Source organism: Ilumatobacter sp. (genome assembly GCF_039969435.1).
Lineage (GTDB): Bacteria > Actinomycetota > Acidimicrobiia > Acidimicrobiales > Ilumatobacteraceae > Ilumatobacter_A.
Genome location: NZ_JBDVNU010000006.1, coordinates 329318 through 349953, shown reverse-complemented (window position 1 = coordinate 349953; position 20636 = coordinate 329318). Strand labels below are relative to the sequence as shown.

Here is a 20636-nt window from a genome sequence, read left to right as displayed (position 1 = left end):
ATGAGCAACATCACTCCCGTCACCAGCGACGTCGACGCACCCGGCTCGCTCGCCGACACCTCCGACGTCATGGGCTCCTCCCACGGCAACAGCGGACCGAAGGGCCCGGCCGGGAAGCTCTACGGCTGGCTCCGGTCGATCCCGGTCTGGGCGCTGTGGGGCATCGCGCTCGTCTGGAGTCTGCCGACCGTCGGGCTGTTCCTGAGTGGATTCCGAACACGCGACGCCCAGCGCCAGACCGGCTGGTGGGACATCCGCCTCGACGAACTCTCGCTCGACAACTACGAGACCGTCTTCGGCGCACGGTCGAGCCTGAAGGATTCGCTGCTGAACTCCATGGCGGTGGCCATCCCGGCCACGCTCATCCCGATCGCAGTCGCCGCCTTCGCGGCGTATGCGTTCGCCTGGATCGACTTCAAGGGCCGCAAGACGCTGTTCATCATCACCGTGTCGCTGCTCGCGATCCCCCTGCAGGTGGCGCTGATCCCGCTGCTGCGCCTCTGGGTCAGCGGTGCCCGTTTCACGATCCCGTTCCTCGACAAGACGATCACGCTCGTGCCCGACTTCAACCTCGTCGGATCGACCACGGCGGTCTGGCTCACACACACCGGCTTCGCACTGCCGTTCGCAATCTTCCTGCTCCACAACTACATCTCGTCGCTGCCCAAGGACGTGTTCGAGGCGGCCCGAATCGACGGTGCCGACCACTTCACGATCTTCTGGCGCCTGGTGCTGCCGCTGTCGGTCCCGGTGCTCGCGGCGTTCGCGATCTTCCAGTTCCTGTGGACGTGGAACGACTACCTGATCGCCAAGACCATGGCCGGCAACAACCCCGATGCGCAGGTCACCACGATCCTCATCGCCAACCTGGCCGGTGACTTCGGGGCCAACGAACACCTGCTTCCGGCCGCTGCGTTCGTGCAGGCGTTCTTCCCCCTCGTCGTGTTCTTCGCACTCCAGAAGTACTTCGTGCGAGGCATGTTGGCGGGCGCCGTCAAGGGCTAGGTTCCGACGGATGGGTTCTCTCGTCCAATCTCACAAGCGTTCGCTCGGCGCACTCGATCCGGTGGGGCCGATCGCCTTCGGGCAGTGGCGGTTCACCGACGAGGATCTGTCGGCCGGCCAGGAACTGCTCGAAGTCGCACTCGACTCCGGGCTCAACCTGATCGACACCGCAGACGTCTACGGATTCGACTGGGGCGGCACCGGCTTCGGCCAGGTCGAGGAGATCCTCGGGCGGATCATCGCGTCGTCACCGGGCCTGCGGGATCGGATGGTGCTGGCCACGAAGGGCGGAATCGCTCCACCCACGCCCTACGACTCCTCCCCCAAGTACCTCCGATCGGCGTGCGAAGCGTCCCTGCGGCGCCTGCAGGTCGACGTGATCGACCTCTACCTGATCCACCGTCCCGACATGTTCGCCCACCCGGCCGACGTCGCGATCACGCTCGATGCACTGCGTGCCGAGGGCAAGATCCGAGAGGTCGGCGTGTCCAACCACACGCCCGCACAGGTCGCCGCGCTCCAGGCTCACCTCGAATTCCCGATCGTGGCCAACCAGCCCGAGTTCTCGGCCGCTCACCTCGCACCGATGCGCGACGGCACGCTCGACCAGTGCATGGAACTGCGGATCACGCCCATGGCCTGGAGCCCGCTGGCGGGCGGCCGACTCGCCACCGGTGACGACCTCCCCGCCGACCTGCTCGGCGTGCTCGACGGACTCGCCGAGCGCGAGGGCGTCGACCGGTCGCAGATCGCCCTCGCCTTCGTGCTCGCCCACCCGTCGGCACCGATCGCCATCATCGGTTCCCAGAACGCCGACCGCATCCGGTCCGCCACCGCAGCACTGGGCGTCGACCTCGGCCGCGACGACGTCTACGCCATCGTGCAGGCCTGCGAAGGGGTCCCACTGCCGTGACGACCTCCGACCCCACCGCGGCGAGGCGAGGCGAGGCGAGCGCCGGTTGTCACCCGGTTCACGCCGATCCGCGAGACTGCCGGACATGAGCGATCAACAGAATCCGTGGTGGGCCGACGCAGCGGACACGTCGCCGCCGACGGCTTCGCCGACTCCTGCCGGTACGAACTCGACTCCGGCCGGCCCGATGCCGCCCGGCGCGACCGTCGCCGCAGACGCTCACGGCCGACTGCCCGCCGATCCCGATGCGACCGTGGTCGTACCGGCCCGGCATCCCGGTGCGCCACCGGCCGGTCCCGGCTCCGGCGGCACACCCGCCCAGTACGCCCCGCAGCACTCCGCGTTCGGCGCTCGGCAGCCGGGGCCACCGCACCCGAACGACGCATGGCCGAACCATCCGACGCCGAACGACGCCAACCGGCATCCCCACACCTTTCCGCAGCAGGCACCCGCTCCCTACGGTGGACCGCAGTTCGTCGACCCGTCATCACGGGTGGGCACGTACCGCGCTCCCGGTGGCGCCACGACGATGATCGCCGGCGCGCTGGTGTCGATCATCGGCACGTTCCTGCCGTGGGTCACCTTCGGGAACGACTCCGTCAACGGGTACGACACGTACCCCATCGGCGACGACTTCGACGCCGTCCAGTGGACCAACCCCGGGGCGTACGTCGTCGGGGCGATGGTTCTCGTCATCATCTCGGCGGTCATCGTGCTCGCTGCCGGGCGCCGAGTCGCAACCTGGATCATCGCGCTCCTCGCCGCCGGATTCGGCGGCCTGATGGCACTCGGCGGGCTCGGTGCCGTCGGCAGCGTCCTGGACAACGCATTCTTCGACGATCTGAACATCGGATTCGGTGTCGGGCTGTGCCTGCTCGGCGCGGTGATCGCGGGCGTCGGAGCGATCATCGTCGCCGCCAAGAGGTCCTGATCACCCCAGCCGCCCGTTCCCGCCGCGGCCGAAGGCGACCAACCTCTGGTCAGTCCCAGATGGCGAGGTGTGTCTCGGGGTCGAAGAAGTGCATGTTCTCCGTCGACACCGCGACCGTCACCTCTTCGCGCATCCGCACCCGCGAGCGAGGGCTGAAACGTCCGACGGCATTGGACGACGACTCGGATTCCTCGACAGCGTCGGGGTCACCGGAGTCGACCGTGCGGGCGTCGATGTCGAAGTGCACCATCAGTTCCGATCCGAGTGCCTCGATCAGGCTCACCGTCGACGTCAACTGCCTGCCCGACGTGTCCTCCTTGACCATCGCCGCGTCCTCGTAGTCCTCCGGACGGATGCCGACGATGACCTTGCCCGTGTGGTTCTTCAACGCCGGGCGGGCGGCGAGCACCTCGGCTCCGATCGTGAGTGTCTGGCTCCCCAGATGGACGATCCCTCCGTCGTCGACGAGGTCGATCGTCGCTTCGTACAGGTTCATCGACGGCGACCCGATGAACGCGGCGACGAACACGTTGTCCGGTCGGTCGTAGAGGTTCTGAGGCGTGTCGACCTGCTGCAGGTAGCCCGCCTTGAGGACCGCGACGCGGTCACCCATGGTCATCGCCTCGATCTGATCGTGGGTGACGTAGACGGTGGTGACGGCCAGGTCGCGCTGGAGTGCGGCGATCTCGGCGCGCATCTGCACACGCAGCTTCGCGTCGAGGTTCGACAACGGCTCGTCCATCAGGAATGCTGCGGGCTGACGCACGATCGCCCGCCCCATCGCCACACGCTGACGCTGACCACCCGAGAGCTGACCGGGCTTGCGGTGCAGGTTGGCATCGAGTTCGAGGATCTTGGAGGCCTGACGGACTCGCTTGTCGATCTCCTCCTTGGGCACCTTGGCGAGCTTGAGTGCGAAGCCGATGTTGTCGTACACCGTCATGTGCGGGTACAGCGCGTAGTTCTGGAACACCATGGCGATGTCGCGATCCTTGGGCTCCACGTCGTTGACGACCTTGTCGCCGATCAACATCTGACCACCGCTGATCGTCTCCAGGCCGGCGATCATCCGCAGTGCGGTCGACTTGCCGCAGCCCGACGGGCCGACGAGCACCAAGAACTCCTTGTCCTCGATGTCGAGATCGAGATCGTGGATCGCATGGAACCCGTTCTCGTAGACCTTGTTGACCTTGTCCAGTGTGACCGTTGCCATCAGTTTCCCCTTCGAACGATGTAAGCGGTTGCAGAGTAGCTCAGAGCGAGACGCGGGTGCCACGCCGTCCGTCGGATCGGTCGCTCCGCGGCGGTAACGTCGCGGACCTTATGGCCGTGAATCAGATGAAGAACCGGATGCAGGCGCTCGGGCTGCTCGATCGCTCGTTCAAGGCCGCATCCGACGAGCACCTGGCTGGTGCGATCGATGCGCTCGGCGACGACCACCGCGAAGGACTCGATGCCTTCGTCGAGGAGCTCACCCCGGACGGCGTCCGTGCAGGAGTGAAGGCCGGTCGGATCGACGGCGGCATGGAGGCGATCGCTGCCATCGTCACCGACGCGGCGCTCGCCGACTGCATCGACAAGCTCGGCGACAACGCCGAGAACCCGTCCTCGGATCAGCTCCGCGAGGTCCTGCCCGGAATCGTCGAGCGTCACAACCTGGGGATCACCAGGATCATGCTGGCATCGACCGTGGCCGGCGAGGCCCCTGCCTCGGCGATCATCCGCGACCTCCTCAAGAACGACGAGACACTCGCACTCCCCAAGGTCGACGACGTCGAGTTGGCTCCGCTGCTCGACACGTCGAAGCGGTCGGCCGACGAGCAGAGCGAACTGCGCGCCCAGCGCAAGGCCGCCAAGAAGGCCAAGCAGGACGAGGCTCGGGCACGCAAGGCCCAGTCCATCGCCGCCCGACGCAAGTAGCCCGACGCACGGAGCCGAGCCGGCGGGTGTCTCCCGCACACCCGTGGCAAGCGTTCACACCAGCGTGTGACCGGCCACCCGCGACTCGTGGTCCAGGAGCCATCGCTTGGCGTCCATCCCGCCGGCGAATCCGGTGAGTGCGCCGGTCGAGCCCACGACACGGTGGCAGGGCACGATGATCGAGATGGGATTGCGACCGTTCGCCGCGCCGACCGCTCGAGCCTTGCGCTTGTCGCCCATCCTGTCGGCTTGTTCGCCGTAGCTGATCGTCGTGCCGAATGCGATGGTCTGCAGTGCCCTCCATGCGTCGAGCTGGAAGCCGGTGCCGTGTGCATCGAGCGGGACGTCGAATGCCGTCCGCTCGCCTCGGAAGTAGTCCTCCAACTGGTCGACGGCGGCCGCGAGGATCTCGTCGCGGCGGTCCGTGGCGATGCCGGCGTCGCTCCCGCCGCTGGATTCGACCTCGGTGAGCCTGACCCGATCGGGCCCGTCGAGCGGCCACAGGACCGCACGAACACCCGCGCTGCTGGCCACGACGGTCAACTCTCCGACCGGGCTCGTCATCGTGGTCGACCGCAGCACCGTCTGGGTCGACATCTCACCGTGGACGTTCTCGGCAGTGCGTTCGGTCTCGATCGTTGCGTCGTGGTCGCGCATCGGATTCTCCCTCTGGTCGTGTGATGGCTGGTCGTGTGATGGCTGGTCGTGTGATCGGTGGTCGCGTGACCGGTGGTCGCGTGACCGGACGTCACGGGTTCGGCGCCGGGGTCGTCGATCGGAGGAGGCCGGCTGCGGCATTCGCCGCACCGTCGAGCGTCCCGAGGCTCGCCCAGAGATGGTGGAGGGCGTAGCTGCGCCACGGCGCCCAACGGTGCGTTGCTGCGACGTCGAGGCCGATGTTCTTCAGAGCGTTGACCGCAACGAGGTCGGTGTGGAGGAACAGGTCGGGGTGGCCGAGCCCCCGCATCACCACGTAGTCGGCGGTCCACGGCCCGATCCCTTTGAGGGCGAGCAACTGCGTCCGGGCCCGATCGTGATCGACGCCGACATCGAGGGTGAGCGCTCCGTCGAGCACGGCCGCAGCCAGGCGACGAACCGTGTCGCGCCGGGCCGTCGGCATCGCGAACGGTTCGTCGGGCGCGGCCACCAGCTGTTCGACGGTGGGGAAGGCACGGGTGAGCGACGTGCCCGCAGCGAGGGCTGCGTCGAGCGGGTCACCGAGTGCCGCGACGAGTCGGCCGGTCACGGTGCGAGCACCGGCGAGCGACACCTGTTGACCGATCACCGCACGGATTGCGGTCTGGATCGGGTCGGCACTCGCCGATGCCCGACGTCCCGGCGCACGTGCGACGAGCGGTGCGAGGACCGGATCGCCGGACAGGGCTGCGTCGACGGCGACCGGGTCGGCGTCGAGGTCGAGGAGGCGGCGCAACCGCTGAACGGCGGTGGCGAGATCGACCCAGTCGGCGAGTCGGAGGTGCGCTTCGATGTGGTCGTCACCGGCGTGCAGCGACGCCACCCCGTGCCCGTGGGGCAAGGTGAGGACCTGGCGGAAGACCGCTCCGTCCCACGACTCCACTCCCGGCACTGCGTGGGCTCCGAGAAATGCGAGCAGTTGGTCACCGGCGAAGGGCCGACGCGTCGGCAGTCGGAGACAGACCTCCCCGACCGGACCCGGAGCGCCGACCCGACCTCGTCGCCCGCGCAGGTTCGTCGGACTCGTGGCGAACACCTCACGGATGGTGTCGTTGAACTGGCGGACGCTGCCGAAACCCGCTGCGAAGGCGATGTCGGTGAAGTTCATCGCCGTGGTCTCGATCAGCAGACGCGCGGTGTGCGCCCGATGCGCACGTGCGATCGCCAGCGGACCGGCCCCCAGCTCGTCGGTCATGACCCGGTTGAGATGTCGCTCGCTGTACCCCAGACTCGCTGCCAGACCCGACACACCGCTGCGCTCGATGATCCCGTCGGCGATGAGGCGCATGGCGCGACCGACCACGTCGTGGCGCAGATTCCACTCGGGCGAGCCGGGAGAGGCGTCGGGTCGGCACCGCTTGCACGCTCGGAAGCCACGCTGCTGGGCCGCCGCTGCGGTGAGGTGGAACTCGACGTTCGACTGCTTCGGCGTGACGGCCGGACAGCTGGGACGGCAGTAGATCCGAGTCGTGCGGACGGCGACGATGAAGTGACCGTCGAAGCGCGCATCCCTCGTGGCGGCGGCGGCGTAGCAGCGGTCGTGATCGAGCACGGCACCATCCTGCACCGACTACAGCATCGATGGAAGCGGAAATCGGACACGGCAGGACGACGTCCGATTGCCGCTGGTGCAGATGCTCAGTCGCCCGCGGAGGTGAGCGCGGTGCGCCCGGTGTCGATGTCGCGTCGACGCACGGTGGTCGGGCCCGCATCGGGCGACCCGAGTGGAACGACGAAGCGGCGCAGGACGAACAGGCCGACCAGGACCATCACCACGCCACCGTAGAAGGCGGACTGCTTCCCGACGACCTGGCCGAGGGCGCCGATGGTCAGCCCGCTGAATGCCGAGCCGATCTCGAAGAACATCGTGAACGAACTGATCGCCACGGCTCGTTCGGAATCGTTCACCCGGTTCACCGTGAGCGCATTGAGCGACGGATAGTTGAAGGCCGCTCCGATCCCGATCATCACCGCGGCGAACCAGAGCGCCCACACGGCGTCGAAGATCGCCACGGCGAGGAGGCCGACGGCGAAGGCGAGCAGCGCCACCGTCACCATCCGCCGCGGTCCGAGACGTTCGGGCAGTGTCGCTCCGAAGATCCTGATGAGGAGCGACATCAGGGAGTACACGAGGAAGAGCCCACCCGACGAGCCGAGTCCCAGGTCGCGCGAGTACTCGGGGATGAACAGGAAGAAGGCGGTCAGCCCGCCGACACCGAGGGCGAGCACGGCACCCGGGAGGACCGCGGCGGGATGGATGTACTTCGCCAGTCCTCGCAGCGCCGGTGCGGCGGGTGACTCGACGGATCTCCCGGTCTGCGAGTCGGGTGACACGACGAACGACGGAGCGAAGAATGCCACGGCGGCGGCGCCGACCGCGAAGATCGCACCGGCGACGAAGGTCCGCTCGAACTGGGTGTCGTCGAGCAACCATTCGCCGAAGACCGGCCCGAGGCCGAGGCCGGTGAAGATCGCCACGGAGAAGTAGCTGGCGCCCTCGGCACGTCGGTCACGCGGCGACAGGTCGGCGATCAACGTGGCGGCTCCGACGAACATGGCTGCCTCGCCGATGCCGGTCAGTGCACGGAACCCGAGCAGCGGCGCCAGGTGTTCGACCTGGCTCATCCCCGCACCGCCGGTTGCCGCGAGCAGCGTGCCGCCCACCATGACGGCGCGACGCCCGTACCGGTTCGCCAGACGTCCGATGAACGGTCGGGCGACGACCGCTGCCACGGCGAATGCCGCGACGTTCAGGCCGACGCCGAACTCGCCTCCCCCGAGGGGTCCCTCGATGTAGAGCGGGATCAGCGGCAGGAGCGTCCCGATGTACATGAAGAACATCAGGCCGGCGACGGTGACGACGAGGAACGGGACCGTGATCAGACGGTCCGTCGGAGCGACGTAGGTACGACGACGCTGCTGGTCGAGCGGTACTGCGCTCACCGGTTCGTCGTTCGTGGCAGCCACCGGACCATCGTGCCCCGATCGCTCGCGCGGTCAACCGACCGGTCGGCGAGTCGTGTGTCACAGGTCGACCGAACGATGGACGACACCGAACGCTGTGCCGGGCGCGTCAGTCGCCGGTCGGGGGCTTGGGTTCCTTGGGGAGCCCGAGGACGCGTTCGCCGACGATGTTGCGCTGGATCTGACTCGTGCCACCCCAGATCGTCTCGGAGCGGGAGAAGAAGAACGACGACATCATCGGGCTCACGGGGTATCCGTCGCGCCGCTTGTCGCGGGTGGCACCGGGCCAACCACCGGACTCGGGAGTGGTGTCGATCAGCATGCCCTCGGCTCCGAAGATGTCGAGTGCGAGCTCCATCGCGGCCTTGTGCATCTCGGACCAGAACATCTTGTTCGTGGCGCCCAGTGCGATGGTGCCCATGTCCTTGCTGTCGTTCAGCGTGGAGGTGAGGTTGCGCAGACCGTTGATCCTCAGGATCTGGATCTTCGTGTAGTACTCCATCAACCGCTGGCGGATCGACGGGTCGTCGATCCTGCCGTTGGCGGTCGCCACCTCGACCATCAGGCGGTACTCCTCGGCGAACCGACGCCAGCCCGTGGTGGCCGACAATCCGCGTTCGAATGCGAGCGTGGAGTTCGCCACCTTCCAACCGTTGTTCACGCCACCGACGACCGCGTCCTTGGCACAGCGGGCGTTGTCGAAGAACACCTCACAGAACTCCGCGGTGCCGTCGGGCTGGACGATCCCGCGGACCTCGATGCCGTCCTGCTTCATCGGGACGAGCATGTAGGAGATGCCTGCGTGCATCTTGACGTCGGGGTCGGTGCGGGTGAGCAGGAAGCAGTAGTCGGCGTGGTGGCCCTGCGTGGTCCAGACCTTCTGGCCGTTGATCACCCACTCGTCGCCGTCGAGCACCGCGGTCGTCTTGAGCGAGGCCAGGTCGGAGCCGGAGTTCGGCTCGGAGAACCCCTGGCACCAGCGGGTCTCGCCTTTGAGGATGCCCGGCAGGAACTCCTTCTTCTGTTCCTCGGTCCCCCACTGCAGGATGGTCGGTCCGACCAGGGTGTCGCCGAAGAAGTCACCGCGCATTGGCGCCTTGGCTCGTGCGAACTCCTCGGAGAGCGCGACGCCCTGCATCGTGGTGAGGCCCTTGCCGCCGTACTCCGCGGGCCACGTGGCGCAGATCCAGCCGCCTTCGAACAGCTTCGCCGGCCAGGTCCGGTTGAACTCGGCGCGCTCGTCGTCGGTCATCTCGAAGTCGTCGTCGAACCAACCGTCGGGCAGGTTCTCCTCGAGCCAGCCACGGATCTCCGTGCGGAACTCTTCGGCTTCAGCGGGGTACGTCAAGTCCATTGGAACAGTGTTGCAGGCGCGCATCTGGCGCCGCCAAAGCCACCGCGGGTTCGTCGGTCACAGCAGGCCCCGCACTCGGCCGAGTCCGCTCGCACCGACGAGCCAGAGGTCACGTGCGGGTTCATCACTCGTTCACACGGCGCACACATCTCCGAAAGAGTCCGTCCCTACTGTCTCTCACCAGCGGCCGGTTCGCTCCTGACACCCCCCACTCCGACGTTCACCCCCTCGAACGACATCGGTTTCCCCCTCGTCAGGAGTGAGCCGGCCGCTCAGGTTCTCCGACCCGTTCACGAGCGGTGAGCCGACAACACCGCCGCCATCCGGTGCTTCACACGGACGAAACATCGTCAACACCTCCTCGACACGAGCGTTCACCGAGACGAAACGTGACGGCGACGATGAAGAAACCCGCCCCGCCTACCTTCCCCTCCGTTCCCGGGCGGCAGCGTGGCTCCCTGGTTCATCCCATTTTCACTCTCACTTGGAGGACAACCAGTGCACAACAGAGCACTTCGAATCGTTTCAGGCCTGGGAGGTGTGGTCGCCATCCTGGCCATCACACCGTCACTCGGCTTCGCACAGGATGCGACACCCGGAGAGGAGGCCGCTGCCGGCGTTCAGGCGATCCTGGACAACATCTGGGTCCTGGTCGCCGGAATCCTGGTCTTCTTCATGCAGGCAGGGTTCGCGCTCGTCGAGGCCGGTCTCACCCGGGCCAAGAACGTCGTGAACATCTTCGCCAAGAACATGGCGGATGCGATCATCGGCATCCTGGCCTTCTTCGGCACCGGCTACGCCTTGGCCTTCGGCAACGATCCCGCCGCCGACAGCGTCAGCAAGATCGCCGGATCGAGAGGATTCGCCCTCACCGGTATCGGCGACATCGCGGAGTTCGGCGGGAGCGGATATCTCAACCTGTCGCACACGACGTTCTTCTTCTTCCAAGCCGTGTTCGCTGCCACGGCGGTCACGATCTGCTCGGGGGCACTGGCCGAACGCACGAAGTTCATCTCGTACCTGATCTTCGGTGCGATCATGTGTGCGTTCATCTACCCGATGGTCGTCCACATGGCATGGGGCGGCGGTTTCATCGCTCAGATCAACATCGGTGACCGCGCCTACTCCGACTTCGCCGGTTCTGGCGTCGTCCACATGACCGGCGGCATCGCCGCCTTGGTCGGAGCCTTCGTCGTCGGGCCCCGAAAGGGCAAGTACGCCGCCGATGGCACGCCACGAGCGATCCCCGGGCACAACATCCCCTTCGCCATCCTCGGCGTGTTCATCCTGTGGGTCGGCTGGTTCGGATTCAACCCCGGCTCGGAACTCGCTGCGGACAACCTCGTCGGTGGCATCGCCATCAACACACTCATCGCTGGAGCGGCGGGTGGCTTCGCGACGACCGTCGTGGTCTGGCTCAAGTCGGGCAAGCCCGACCTCGCGATGATCGGCAACGGCGTGCTCGCCGGACTGGTGTCGATCACCGCTCCGGTCGGCTCCGTCACTCCCCTGATGTCCATCGTCATCGGTGCCATCGGCGGCATCATCGTCGTCTTCGCCGTCGACTTCTTCGACAAGGTCAAGATCGACGACCCGGTCGGTGCGGTGAGCGTCCACGGCGTGTGCGGTGCGTGGGGCGTCCTCTCGATCGGGCTGTTCGCCAAGGTCGACGATGCGTTCCTCGGTGCCAACACCCCCGACGGCGAGACGTGGGAATCGAGCGGGCTGTTCTACGGAGGCGGCATCGAGCAGTTGATCATCCAGTTGCTGATGGTCCTGATCATCGTCGTCTTCGTCGGCGTCTGCAGCTTCATCGTCTTCTCCGCACTCAAGGCCACGATCGGCCTGCGGGTGAGCGACGAAGAAGAGGTCGAAGGCCTCGACGTACCCGAGCACGGCCTGTCCGGCTACCCCGCTGACGTCAACTACGTCTGAACGACTGACTGAACGAAAGAGAGATCACACCATGAAACTCATCACTGCAGTCATCAAGCCGTTCAAGCTCGATGACGTCAAGGACGCGCTGAAGGACGCCGGGATCACGGGCATCACCGTGAGCGAGGTCCGCGGCTTCGGCCGCCAGGGCGGACACACCGAGACCTACCGGGGCGCCGAGTACAAGATCGACTTCGTGCCCAAGGTCGGCATCGAGGTCGTCGTCGACGACGGGGTCGTCGATGCCGTCGTCGACGCCATCAAGACGGGCGCCGCCACCGGCAAGATCGGCGACGGCAAGATCTGGGTGAGCGACGTCGATCGCATCGTCCGCATCCGGACCGGCGAGGAAGGGGTCGACGCGATCTAGCGCTGACCCGGCGGTGTCGAGTGGATCCGAGGACGATCCATCCCCTCTCGACATCGCCCGTTCCGAGATGTTCCACGCATCTCCACCGTTTCCCCGGGTCCCGTCGCTTGTCCTCAGACGGGGCCCGGGGATTCGTTCGTGGCCCACGCGGAAACACCGTCGCTCCTTTGCGTCGGTGTTTCCGCCATGTGAACGCCGTGTGTCGGGTCCCGTGCGGCAGAGGTGCCGCACCTAGATTCGCCGCCCATGGATTCAGGCAACACCGCATGGGTGCTGATGTCAGCCGCTCTCGTCCTCTTCATGACACCGGGGCTGGCGTTCTTCTACGGCGGCATGGTCCGCTCGAAGAACGTGCTCGGCATGTTGATGCAGAACTTCTTCGCGATGGGGCTCGTCTCGACGATCTGGGCGGTGATCGGCTTCTCACTCGTGTTCGGCGACAGCGGGAACGGCTGGATCGGCGACTTCGACTTCGTCCTGATGCGAGACGTCACGACCCTCGACGGTGACATCCCCGGCTTCGCCTTCTTCGCATTCCAGATGATGTTCGCGGTGATCACCCCCGCCCTCATCACCGGCGCCACCGCCGATCGCCTCAAGTTCGGCTCCTACGCCGTGCTGATCGGCGTGTGGTCGGTGCTCGTCTACCTGCCCGTCGCGAAGTGGGTCTTCAACGGCTGGCTGCTCGACATGGGCGCACTCGACTTCGCCGGCGGCACGGCGATCCACATCAACGCCGGCGTCGCCGCACTCGCAGTGATCATCGTGATCGGCAACCGCCGGGGCCACGGGAGCCAGCCGATGCCGCCGCACAACCTGCCCTACACGCTGCTCGGTACGGGCATCCTGTGGTTCGGGTGGATCGGCTTCAACGCCGGCTCCGGTCTGGCCGCCAACGGCCTCGCGTCTCAAGCCGTGGTCAACACGCACCTCGCTGCGGCCACGGGCATGCTCGGCTGGCTGCTCGTGGAGAAACTCAAGGGTGGCCACGCCACCACGCTCGGGGCCGCCTCCGGGGCCGTGGCCGGTCTCGTGGCGATCACCCCGTGCGCCGGGTTCGTCGGCGGTCCGTCGCCGTTGATCATCGGTGCCGCAGCGGGCGTCATCTGTTACCTCGCACTCCGGATCAAGGAGAGGATGGACTGGGACGACAGCCTCGACGTGATCGCCGTCCACCTCGTGGGTGGGCTCGTCGGCACACTGCTGCTCGGCCTGTTCGCCGACACGGCGGTCAACGACGAATTCGACGGTCTCTTCCACGGCGGCGGACTCGAACTGCTGAAGGACCAGTTCGTCGCCGCAGTCGCCGTCGGCGCCTTCTCCTTCGTCGCCACCTATGCCATCGCACGGGCCGTGGACGCGACGATGGGGTTGCGCATCGACGAGGAGTCCGAGCACAAGGGCCTCGACCAGAGCCAGCACGCCGAGTCCGCATACACGTCGTGAACCCGGGTACCCCACGGCGCCCACACGAGCCCGTCCACATCCACGCCTCCGTGACACACTGGAGATCACCATGAAACTCATCACCGCCGTCATCAAGCCGTTCAAGCTGGACGACGTCAAGGACGCCCTCAAGAACGCAGGGATCACCGGGATCACGGTCAGCGAGGTCCGCGGCTTCGGGCGCCAGGGCGGACACACCGAGACCTACCGGGGTGCCGAGTACAAGATCGACTTCGTCCCCAAGGTCAGCGTGTCGATCGTGATCGACGATGCACAGGTCGACGCTGTCGTCGACGTGATCGCACACGCCGCTCGGACCGAGAAGATCGGCGACGGCAAGATCTGGGTGACCGAGGTCGACCGCGTCGTGCGGATCCGCACCGGCGAGGAAGGCCCCGAAGCCGTCTGACGCCGGCCTCGGCGATCGAGTGGGGGGTCGAGGCGACCGGCCCCACGTGGAAGCACTGCCGCCGGGTAGGGCGGCGCCGTGTCACGAACGGAGGTGACGGGTGAGGAACGCTTCTTCCCCGGCCATCCAACGGACCGACGTGGGGTGATCGGGAAGGAAGCCGTTCGAGGCGTGGAACGCGCCCGGGTACACGTGGAGCTCGGCCGACGAACCCGCCCGGTTCATCGCGGTCGCGTAGGCGATGTCCTCGTCGAGGAACATGTCGAACGTGCCGACGTCGATGTAGGCCGGTGGCAGGCCGCTCAGATCGTCGGCGATCGCAGGCGAGGAGTAATCGGTGGGTTCGCCGCCTCCGAGGTATGCCTCCCAGGCGTGCAGGTTGGACGACCGGTTCCAGACCCGCAGGTCGGTGATCGCATGGCTGCTCGGCGTCTCGTTGCGATGGTCGAGCATCGGGTACACGAGCAGCTGCGCGGCGATCGAGGGGCCACCCGAGTCGCGTGCCCTCAGCGCGGTCCCCGCAGCCAGACCGGCGCCGGCGCTCGCGCCACCGATCACGATCCGGTCGGCGTCGACGCCGAGTTCGCCGGCATCGGCAGCGAACCACGTCAGCGCCGCGAAGCAGTCGTCGACGGGCCCGGGTGCCGGCGTCTCGGGCGCGAGCCGGTAGTCGACGGACACGATCACGCAGCGGTGCAGGGACGCCCGGGTCGCACACAGGAAGTCGTCGCCGTCGGCACTCAGCAAGACCATCCCGCCGCCGTGGATCCACAGCAGGCCGCCCGCACCGGGAGCCGGCGAGGTCGGCGTGTACACCTTGACCCGCACGTCGGGTGCGCCGTCGAGCGACGGTGCGAAGGCTTCGGTCACGACGACGTCGGCGGGGAGCGGTGGCGCCGGCATCAGCGCAAGCAGCCCGTCGAGGCGCGAGCGCCCGGCAGGGATGTCGCTCAGATCCATCAGATCCGGAGGCAGCATCGACAAGACGGCCGCGTGCTGCTCGTCGAGCGCTGCGTCGAGATCGATGGGTTCGTTCATCGCCCGATCGTGTCAGATGCGCGATCGTCGTGGCGAGGTGGCTGATGCGAGCGGATCACGTTCGCGTCGCTCGTCGTCGACGCGTCTGCAATGCGACCCCGCAGCCGGGGGCGAATACAGTCGGCACCATGACGACCATCGAGGCCGACGCCCCGCTTCCCGAGAACCTGGCTGCCGACAAGGACGGGCGCTGGACGGCGCAGTGGAGGGAGCTGTACGCCGAGGTCATCACCAACGACCTGTGCACCGGATGTGCCGGCTGCGTCGTCACCTGCCCACACGACGTGATCGGCTACGAGCACGAGGAAGGCAAGTACATCCCGTTCCACCTCGAGGAGTCACTCGGGCTCGACAACTGCATCCACGGCTTCGGCGAGGAGGGTGGCTGCACCACCTGCACACGGGCGTGCCCGCGGTTCCGGGCGTGGGAGCCGGCGGCCGACATGCACCTCTTCGGCCGGGTCCGCGAGCCCGACGAGATGGCAGGCATCTGGCGCCAGCTGTACCTCACCCGCGCGACCGACGCGACGGTCCACGAGAACGGTCAGGACGGTGGCCTCGTGTCGGCACTGCTGATCTGGCTGCGCGAGAACGACTACATCGACGCCGCACTGGTGTCGGGCGTGGAGGACGACGACAAGTGGAAGGCCAAGCCCGTCGTCGTGGAGACCAAGGAGGAGATCCTCGCCACCGCCGGGTCCCGCTACACGTACTGCGCCAACCCCCTCGCGCTCCCCGAGGCACGAGAGCGCGGGTTCGAGCGCCTCGCCCTCGTCGGCATGGGATGCCAGACCTCGTCGCCGCCCGTGATGTGGGACCGCAAGGCCGGCAAGGTGTCCAAGCCGTTCATCGTCAACATCGGCCTGCTCTGCTCGAAGACGTTCGACGACGCCATCTTCGAGGAGCTCTTCGAGGCCAAGTACGGCCTGAAGAAGCAGGACATGAAGAAGATGAACATCAAGGGCGTCTTCCAGATCTGGATGAACGACGGGTCGTATCACGAGATCAACCTGAAGGAGTGCCACGCGTGGACCCGTCAGGGATGCACGACCTGCCCGGACTTCGCCGCCGAGCACTCCGACATCGCCACCGGAGGCATCGGCGAGGACAACGACTGGACCCTCACGATCGCCCGCACCGAACTCGGTGAGGAGATCATCGAGCGGATGATCGCCGACGGGGTGATCGAGGCGAAGCCTGCTCAGACCGACGAGACGGCGATGCGTCTGCTCCGCCTGCTCTCGATCGTCAGCCGGCGACGCTGGCCCCAGTCGGCGGACATGTCACCGGCCGTCGGCGTCCCACCGCCCAAGAAGAAGGTGGTCGCCGCCGAGGCGAAGCCGGCGGCCGACGGCGAGTCGGCGGAGCCAGGAGCGAAAGGGTCGGCGAAGCCGTCCGAAGAGCAGCCGTGAGTGAGGTCGGAGTTCCGGGGGTTCCGGAGCCGACGTCGTCCCGAAGAACGAGGGCGAGTCGGCAGAGGAATCGCCGGAACTCCGGCCGAACGGTCTCTCAGGCGTTGCAGGCGTCGAGGGCGGCCTGGAAGTCGGCGAGCGCGGACTCGCCGGCGGCCTGCGTGTCAGCGTTGCTGCTCGCGAGGTCGTCGGCGATCGCCTCGAGAGCTTCGTCGTCGAACCCTTCGAGCGCATCGAGCATGCACTCCTCGTCCAGCGCCGGATTCTCGAGTGCTTCGGCCTTGATGATGTCCTGAGCGACACGACTCGGGCCCGGGTCGGACGAACACGCGCCGAGCGTGAGCACCGCCACCACCGCAACAGCACCCAGGTGCCGTGTCGACCGACGACGGGACCGGGACACAGGTGCGAGCAGCATGGAATCGTCGGTCATCACAGTGTCGAGAGGCTACTGCCGGGATCCACCGATGCCGTCCGACCCTGTCGGGCCCGGAGGTGGTCAGCGGTCAGCGCGGTCGAACGATGCCCGACAACTCCACCGCTCGGGAGAAGACGGCATCGAGCATCTCCTCGGTGAGGCGACCCGTGAAGGTGTTCTGCTGGCTGACGTGATAGCAGCCGAGCAGGGTCAGTCGGATTCCGCCGTCGAGCTCGACCTCGACCTCGACTCCGTGGCCGAACTTCGGTTTGGGACGTAGTGCGAAGTGTCGCAGGGCAGCGTCGAAGCCGAACGTCCCGAGACACACGATCACACGTGCCCGCGCCAAGCCGGCCAGTTCGAGCCGCAGGAACGAAGCGCAGGTGTCACGCTCGACCGGGGTCGGCTTGTTGTCGGGTGGCGCACACTTGACCGCCGACGTCACCCAGGCGTCTCGCAGGAGGAGACCGTCGCTTGCGTGGACCGACTCGGGCTGGTTCGCCAGCCCTGCTCGGTGCATCGCACGGAACAGCCAGTCGCCACTGCGATCACCCGTGAACATCCGTCCGGTGCGATTCGCTCCGTGCGCAGCGGGGGCCAGTCCGAGCACGACGATCCGTGCGTCCGGGTCACCGAACCCGGTGATCGGTCGTCCCCAGTAGTCGTCGTCGCGAAATGCCGCCCGCTTCTCGACAGCGACGCGTTCGCGCCACTCGACGAGGCGCGGACAGGCCCGACAGTTCACGATCTCGCGATGCAGGCCGGTTCCGGGCACGACGAGCGACTCCACGGGACCGACAGTAGATTCGTCGTCGGACATGACCAAGCCGACCCCCGCCCCCAAGAAGTCCGCCGCACGCTCGAAAGCGGCGGCTCCCGCTGCAACGACGATCCTGCTCGTACGTCACGGCCAGACCCCCACGACGGGCAAGGTCCTGCCGGGCCGGGCGAAGGGCCTCCACCTCGCCGACGAGGGTCACCGTCAAGCCCAGATCGCCGCCGACCGCATCGCCGAACTCGGCAGAGTCGATGCCGTGTACTCGTCGCCACTCGAGCGGGCCAAGGAGACGGCGGCACCGATCTCCAAGGCGCTCGGGCTCAGGACCAAGGTCGATCGCGGTCTGTTCGAGTGCGACTTCGGCGACTGGACCGGCAAGGAACTGAAGGCACTGAACAAGCTGCCCGAATGGCAGACCGTGCAGCGCGCACCGTCCACCTTCCGGTTCCCGAACGGCGAGAGCTTCACCGAGATGCAGACGAGGATGGTGTCGACCCTCGACCGGCTCCGACTCGAGCATCCCGGCGGCACGATCGTGTGCGTGTCCCACGCCGACACGATCAAGGCGGCGGTCGCTCACGCACTCGGCACGCACATCGACCTCTTCCAACGCATCGTGATCAGCCCTGCCTCGGTGAGCGCTCTCACCTGGCATGCGGGTGGGCCGATCGTGCTCGCCGTCAACTCGACCGGACGACCACTCACCGAGCTGAAACCCGCATGATCGGGCGGTTGCGATGAGCGTGTTCCACGAATTCGACGATGTCGACAAGTTCACCGTCGGCACCCAGGGTCGGCCGGGAGCGCGCACCTTCTTCCTCCAGATCCGCGCCGAGGGCACCCGGCTCGCGGTGAAGTGCGAGAAGCAGCAGGCGGCGGCGATCTCGCAGTACCTCGACAAGGTGCTGGCCGATTTGCCCCCGGCCGAGGACCGTCCGATCCAGGGCGCCATGGAACTGTCCGAACCCATCGACCCACTCTTCGTGCTGGGTCCGATCGGGCTGGGCTACGACCGGTCGAACGACCGGGTCCTGTTGCAACTCGAGGAGATGGGCGAGGTCGACGAGGACGGCGAGATGGTCGACGACGAGAATCGTGGCCACATCCGGATCTACATCACCCGAGGTCAGGCGGCGGCGTTCGCGAAGCACGCCGGCCAGGTCATCGAGTCGGGCCGCCCCGAATGCCAGTGGTGCTCGTCGCCGATGGATCCCGACGGCCACGCCTGCCCGAGGATGAACTGACCCCGTGAGCGCTGCGACGCCCGAGGACCGTTCCGACGACAGCGAGGACGACGGGTTCGAGAGCGACGAGTACGACGAAGACGACGACGACGATTCGGACGATGTCGTCCACGAGGAACCGCAGGGCGTCGAGTTGCGGGTCGATCACGTCGACGACCCGATCCAGCATCTGTTGCGCGGCGAGGTCGAGGTCGAGGGGCGGATGCCCTACAGCTCGAATGCGACCTTCCTCGTCCACGTGCACCACGACGGGAAGTCGCACCCGGCGATCTACAAGCCGATGCGCGGCGAGCGGCCGCTGTGGGATTTCGAGCCCGGGTTGCACCGCCGCGAAGTCGCCACCTTCCGGCTGAGCGAATTCCTCGGTCTCCACGTCGTCCCACCCACCGTGTTGCGTGACGGTCCGGTCGGAGAGGGGTCGTTCCAGTGGTTCGCGGTCGCCGACCACACCGAACACTTCTTCACGATCTACGAGTCGATGCCCGAGCTGCACGACCGGCTGCGTGACATCGCTGCGCTCGACATCTTCGCCAACAACACCGACCGCAAGAGCGGCCACTGCCTCCTCGTCCCCGGTACCGACGACACCCCCGCGACCGTGTGGGGCATCGACCACGGATTGTGCTTCGCTCCCGAATACAAGCTGCGCACGGTGATCTGGGAGTTCGGCGACGAGGAACTGCCCGCCCACGTGATCGACGGGGCCAACCGGTTGATCGACGCCGTCCCGCTCGATGTCGCCGCACTGCTCGGCGACGAGGAGGTCGAAGCGATCCAGGGCCGTGCGGCGTGGATGGTGAAGGAGCGGAGGTTCCCGACCGACCCGACCGGACGCCGGTACCCGTGGCCACTGGTGTGAGCGACCGAGTCGGTCCGACCGGTTCAGGAGCAGAAGGACCGACTCGTGGGTGAGATGGAGCGGACGGTGGTGGTCACCGTCGACGCACCACTCGCCGACCTCGTGACCGACCGCCTGTGGCAACTGGGCGTCCGAGCGGTCAGCGAAGTCGGGATCGCCGACGGGCGGGTCGAGGTGTCGACGTCGGTCGGCAACGACGACGACGCCATCGCACGTGCCCTGTCCGCTCTCGACCCGGCCTGGTCGGTGGAGGTCCGAGACCTCGACGCCTCGATCGTCCAGGTGGCTCCCGAGTTCCTCGCTCCCACCTGGTACGCGCCCGGCAAGGTCTGCGTCCCCGCATCGCTCCTCGGGGTGTGGCAGGGGTCTGAACCACTCCACACCCTCCTCGACGCGGATGTCGTCACCGTGATCGACCAGGGCAGCGCGTTCGGACTCGGAGACCACCCCACGACGCGGACCTCGATGGCGTTGCTCGCCCGACTCGTCGACGACGGCGAACAGACCTGCGAACGCCTCCTCGACGTCGGATGCGGAACGGGCGTCCTCGCCGTGCTCGCCGCACAGCTCGGTGTACCGACGATCCGGGCGATCGACATCGCCGACGCCGCCGTGTCCTCCACGCTGCGCAACGCCGAACTCAACGACGTCATCGACCGGATCGACGTCGACACCACGCCCGTCGCGGACGTCGAGGGACACTGGGACGTGATCATGGCGAACATCCTCGCCCCCGCCCTGATCGACATGGCCGGCGACCTGCGGCGTCTCCTGCGGCCGGGCGGTTCGCTGGTGATCAGCGGCATCCTCGCCGACCGCCACGACCACGTCCTCGAAGCTCTCGCTCCGCTGGCGCCCGTCGACTCCCTGACGCACGACGGATGGATCTCCGTCGAACTGCGTTGAACCGGCTGCGTCTCGAGCCCCCGACGTCGGTGGATCGT

Annotated in this window: 21 protein-coding genes; 13 read left to right on the top strand and 8 right to left on the bottom strand. The window is 67.1% G+C overall.

Features of this window, described 5'->3' with window-relative positions; all coding sequences use genetic code 11:
- From ABJK40_RS02465 to ABJK40_RS02455, 3 genes are all read left to right on the top strand, one after another.
- Positions 1 to 1005: a carbohydrate ABC transporter permease gene (locus tag ABJK40_RS02465; protein ID WP_348480723.1), complete on the top strand. Its 1005-nt coding sequence runs from the start codon at positions 1 to 3 to the stop codon at positions 1003 to 1005.
- A gap of 10 nt (positions 1006 to 1015) precedes the next feature.
- On the top strand, positions 1016 to 1918 hold the full coding sequence (locus ABJK40_RS02460; protein ID WP_348480724.1) for an aldo/keto reductase: 903 nt from the start codon (positions 1016 to 1018) through the stop codon (positions 1916 to 1918).
- 85 nt (positions 1919 to 2003) lie between these two features.
- Positions 2004 to 2849 carry a hypothetical protein gene (locus tag ABJK40_RS02455; protein ID WP_348482252.1) on the top strand — a complete coding sequence of 282 codons (846 nt, stop codon included), beginning with the start codon at positions 2004 to 2006 and terminating at the stop codon, positions 2847 to 2849.
- 49 nt (positions 2850 to 2898) lie between these two features.
- Here the strand turns inward: ABJK40_RS02455 and ugpC are convergent, their stop codons facing one another.
- Positions 2899 to 4062, bottom strand: a complete 1164-nt coding sequence (ugpC, locus tag ABJK40_RS02450) for a sn-glycerol-3-phosphate ABC transporter ATP-binding protein UgpC (protein ID WP_348482250.1) — start codon at positions 4060 to 4062, stop codon at positions 2899 to 2901.
- 116 nt (positions 4063 to 4178) lie between these two features.
- On the opposite strand from ugpC, the gene ABJK40_RS02445 reads away from it, so the two are divergent.
- A complete protein-coding gene (locus ABJK40_RS02445) occupies positions 4179 to 4769 on the top strand; it encodes a hypothetical protein (RefSeq protein ID WP_348482248.1) in 591 nt (196 codons plus the stop codon).
- A 54-nt stretch (positions 4770 to 4823) separates the two neighbouring features.
- Here the strand turns inward: ABJK40_RS02445 and ABJK40_RS02440 are convergent, their stop codons facing one another.
- The 4 genes from ABJK40_RS02440 to ABJK40_RS02425 all read right to left on the bottom strand — a co-directional run bounded on the left by ABJK40_RS02440 (position 4824) and on the right by ABJK40_RS02425 (position 9783).
- Positions 4824 to 5366 (bottom strand): methylated-DNA--[protein]-cysteine S-methyltransferase, encoded by a 543-nt coding sequence (locus ABJK40_RS02440; protein WP_348482259.1) that lies wholly within the window; start codon positions 5364 to 5366, stop codon positions 4824 to 4826.
- 151 nt (positions 5367 to 5517) lie between these two features.
- Positions 5518 to 7017 (bottom strand): AlkA N-terminal domain-containing protein, encoded by a 1500-nt coding sequence (locus ABJK40_RS02435; RefSeq protein ID WP_348482246.1) that lies wholly within the window; start codon positions 7015 to 7017, stop codon positions 5518 to 5520.
- Between the two features lie 86 nt (positions 7018 to 7103).
- Positions 7104 to 8432 carry an MFS transporter gene (locus tag ABJK40_RS02430; protein ID WP_348482244.1) on the bottom strand — a complete coding sequence of 443 codons (1329 nt, stop codon included), beginning with the start codon at positions 8430 to 8432 and terminating at the stop codon, positions 7104 to 7106.
- A 106-nt stretch (positions 8433 to 8538) separates the two neighbouring features.
- On the bottom strand, positions 8539 to 9783 hold the full coding sequence (locus ABJK40_RS02425; protein ID WP_348482242.1) for an acyl-CoA dehydrogenase family protein: 1245 nt from the start codon (positions 9781 to 9783) through the stop codon (positions 8539 to 8541).
- 540 nt (positions 9784 to 10323) lie between these two features.
- On the opposite strand from ABJK40_RS02425, the gene ABJK40_RS02420 reads away from it, so the two are divergent.
- From ABJK40_RS02420 to ABJK40_RS02405, 4 genes are all read left to right on the top strand, one after another.
- Positions 10324 to 11718 (top strand): ammonium transporter, encoded by a 1395-nt coding sequence (locus ABJK40_RS02420; protein WP_348482240.1) that lies wholly within the window; start codon positions 10324 to 10326, stop codon positions 11716 to 11718.
- Positions 11719 to 11749: 31 nt separating this feature from the next.
- Positions 11750 to 12088 (top strand): P-II family nitrogen regulator, encoded by a 339-nt coding sequence (locus ABJK40_RS02415; RefSeq protein WP_348482238.1) that lies wholly within the window; start codon positions 11750 to 11752, stop codon positions 12086 to 12088.
- Between the two features lie 246 nt (positions 12089 to 12334).
- Complete coding sequence (locus ABJK40_RS02410) at positions 12335 to 13534, top strand: ammonium transporter (protein WP_348482236.1); 1200 nt, start codon at positions 12335 to 12337, stop codon at positions 13532 to 13534.
- Positions 13535 to 13604: 70 nt separating this feature from the next.
- Positions 13605 to 13943 (top strand): P-II family nitrogen regulator, encoded by a 339-nt coding sequence (locus tag ABJK40_RS02405; RefSeq protein WP_348482234.1) that lies wholly within the window; start codon positions 13605 to 13607, stop codon positions 13941 to 13943.
- Positions 13944 to 14024: 81 nt separating this feature from the next.
- On the opposite strand, the gene ABJK40_RS02400 is transcribed toward ABJK40_RS02405, so the two are convergent.
- The gene (locus ABJK40_RS02400) at positions 14025 to 14981 is read right to left on the bottom strand and encodes an alpha/beta hydrolase (RefSeq protein WP_348482232.1); all 957 of its coding nucleotides are present in this window, start codon (positions 14979 to 14981) and stop codon (positions 14025 to 14027) included.
- Between the two features lie 128 nt (positions 14982 to 15109).
- Here ABJK40_RS02400 and ABJK40_RS02395 point away from each other — a divergent pair, with 128 nt between their 5' ends.
- Positions 15110 to 16393, top strand: a complete 1284-nt coding sequence (locus ABJK40_RS02395; RefSeq protein WP_348482231.1) for a Coenzyme F420 hydrogenase/dehydrogenase, beta subunit C-terminal domain — start codon at positions 15110 to 15112, stop codon at positions 16391 to 16393.
- A gap of 97 nt (positions 16394 to 16490) precedes the next feature.
- On the opposite strand, the gene ABJK40_RS02390 is transcribed toward ABJK40_RS02395, so the two are convergent.
- Complete coding sequence (locus tag ABJK40_RS02390; RefSeq protein WP_348482229.1) at positions 16491 to 16826, bottom strand: hypothetical protein; 336 nt, start codon at positions 16824 to 16826, stop codon at positions 16491 to 16493.
- A gap of 73 nt (positions 16827 to 16899) precedes the next feature.
- The gene (locus tag ABJK40_RS02385; RefSeq protein WP_348482227.1) at positions 16900 to 17601 is read right to left on the bottom strand and encodes a uracil-DNA glycosylase; all 702 of its coding nucleotides are present in this window, start codon (positions 17599 to 17601) and stop codon (positions 16900 to 16902) included.
- A 28-nt stretch (positions 17602 to 17629) separates the two neighbouring features.
- Here ABJK40_RS02385 and ABJK40_RS02380 point away from each other — a divergent pair, with 28 nt between their 5' ends.
- From ABJK40_RS02380 to ABJK40_RS02365, 4 genes are read left to right on the top strand one after another with little or no spacing between them, the layout of a single operon-like run.
- A complete protein-coding gene (locus ABJK40_RS02380; RefSeq protein WP_348482225.1) occupies positions 17630 to 18313 on the top strand; it encodes an MSMEG_4193 family putative phosphomutase in 684 nt (227 codons plus the stop codon).
- Between the two features lie 13 nt (positions 18314 to 18326).
- A complete protein-coding gene (locus ABJK40_RS02375; protein ID WP_348482223.1) occupies positions 18327 to 18833 on the top strand; it encodes a DUF3090 family protein in 507 nt (168 codons plus the stop codon).
- A 4-nt stretch (positions 18834 to 18837) separates the two neighbouring features.
- The gene (locus ABJK40_RS02370) at positions 18838 to 19692 is read left to right on the top strand and encodes an SCO1664 family protein (RefSeq protein WP_348482221.1); all 855 of its coding nucleotides are present in this window, start codon (positions 18838 to 18840) and stop codon (positions 19690 to 19692) included.
- 54 nt (positions 19693 to 19746) lie between these two features.
- The gene (locus ABJK40_RS02365; protein ID WP_348482257.1) at positions 19747 to 20598 is read left to right on the top strand and encodes a 50S ribosomal protein L11 methyltransferase; all 852 of its coding nucleotides are present in this window, start codon (positions 19747 to 19749) and stop codon (positions 20596 to 20598) included.
- The last annotated feature ends 38 nt before the right edge of the window (positions 20599 to 20636 follow it).

Excerpts from the sequence above, each read along its gene's own strand:
- ABJK40_RS02465 (WP_348480723.1), top strand. The coding sequence starts at position 1 with ATGAGCAACATCACTCCCGTCACCAGCGACGTCGACGCACCCGGCTCG.
- ABJK40_RS02460 (WP_348480724.1), top strand. The coding sequence starts at position 1,016 with ATGGGTTCTCTCGTCCAATCTCACAAGCGTTCGCTCGGCGCACTCGAT.
- ABJK40_RS02455 (WP_348482252.1), top strand. The coding sequence starts at position 2,004 with ATGAGCGATCAACAGAATCCGTGGTGGGCCGACGCAGCGGACACGTCG.
- ugpC (WP_348482250.1), bottom strand. The coding sequence starts at position 4,062 with ATGGCAACGGTCACACTGGACAAGGTCAACAAGGTCTACGAGAACGGG.
- ABJK40_RS02440 (WP_348482259.1), bottom strand. The coding sequence starts at position 5,366 with ATGTCGACCCAGACGGTGCTGCGGTCGACCACGATGACGAGCCCGGTC.
- ABJK40_RS02425 (WP_348482242.1), bottom strand. The coding sequence starts at position 9,783 with ATGGACTTGACGTACCCCGCTGAAGCCGAAGAGTTCCGCACGGAGATC.
- ABJK40_RS02415 (WP_348482238.1), top strand. The coding sequence starts at position 11,750 with ATGAAACTCATCACTGCAGTCATCAAGCCGTTCAAGCTCGATGACGTC.
- ABJK40_RS02410 (WP_348482236.1), top strand. The coding sequence starts at position 12,335 with ATGGATTCAGGCAACACCGCATGGGTGCTGATGTCAGCCGCTCTCGTC.
- ABJK40_RS02405 (WP_348482234.1), top strand. The coding sequence starts at position 13,605 with ATGAAACTCATCACCGCCGTCATCAAGCCGTTCAAGCTGGACGACGTC.
- ABJK40_RS02400 (WP_348482232.1), bottom strand. The coding sequence starts at position 14,981 with ATGAACGAACCCATCGATCTCGACGCAGCGCTCGACGAGCAGCACGCG.
- ABJK40_RS02395 (WP_348482231.1), top strand. The coding sequence starts at position 15,110 with ATGACGACCATCGAGGCCGACGCCCCGCTTCCCGAGAACCTGGCTGCC.
- ABJK40_RS02390 (WP_348482229.1), bottom strand. The coding sequence starts at position 16,826 with ATGACCGACGATTCCATGCTGCTCGCACCTGTGTCCCGGTCCCGTCGT.
- ABJK40_RS02380 (WP_348482225.1), top strand. The coding sequence starts at position 17,630 with ATGACCAAGCCGACCCCCGCCCCCAAGAAGTCCGCCGCACGCTCGAAA.
- ABJK40_RS02375 (WP_348482223.1), top strand. The coding sequence starts at position 18,327 with ATGAGCGTGTTCCACGAATTCGACGATGTCGACAAGTTCACCGTCGGC.
- ABJK40_RS02365 (WP_348482257.1), top strand. The coding sequence starts at position 19,747 with ATGGAGCGGACGGTGGTGGTCACCGTCGACGCACCACTCGCCGACCTC.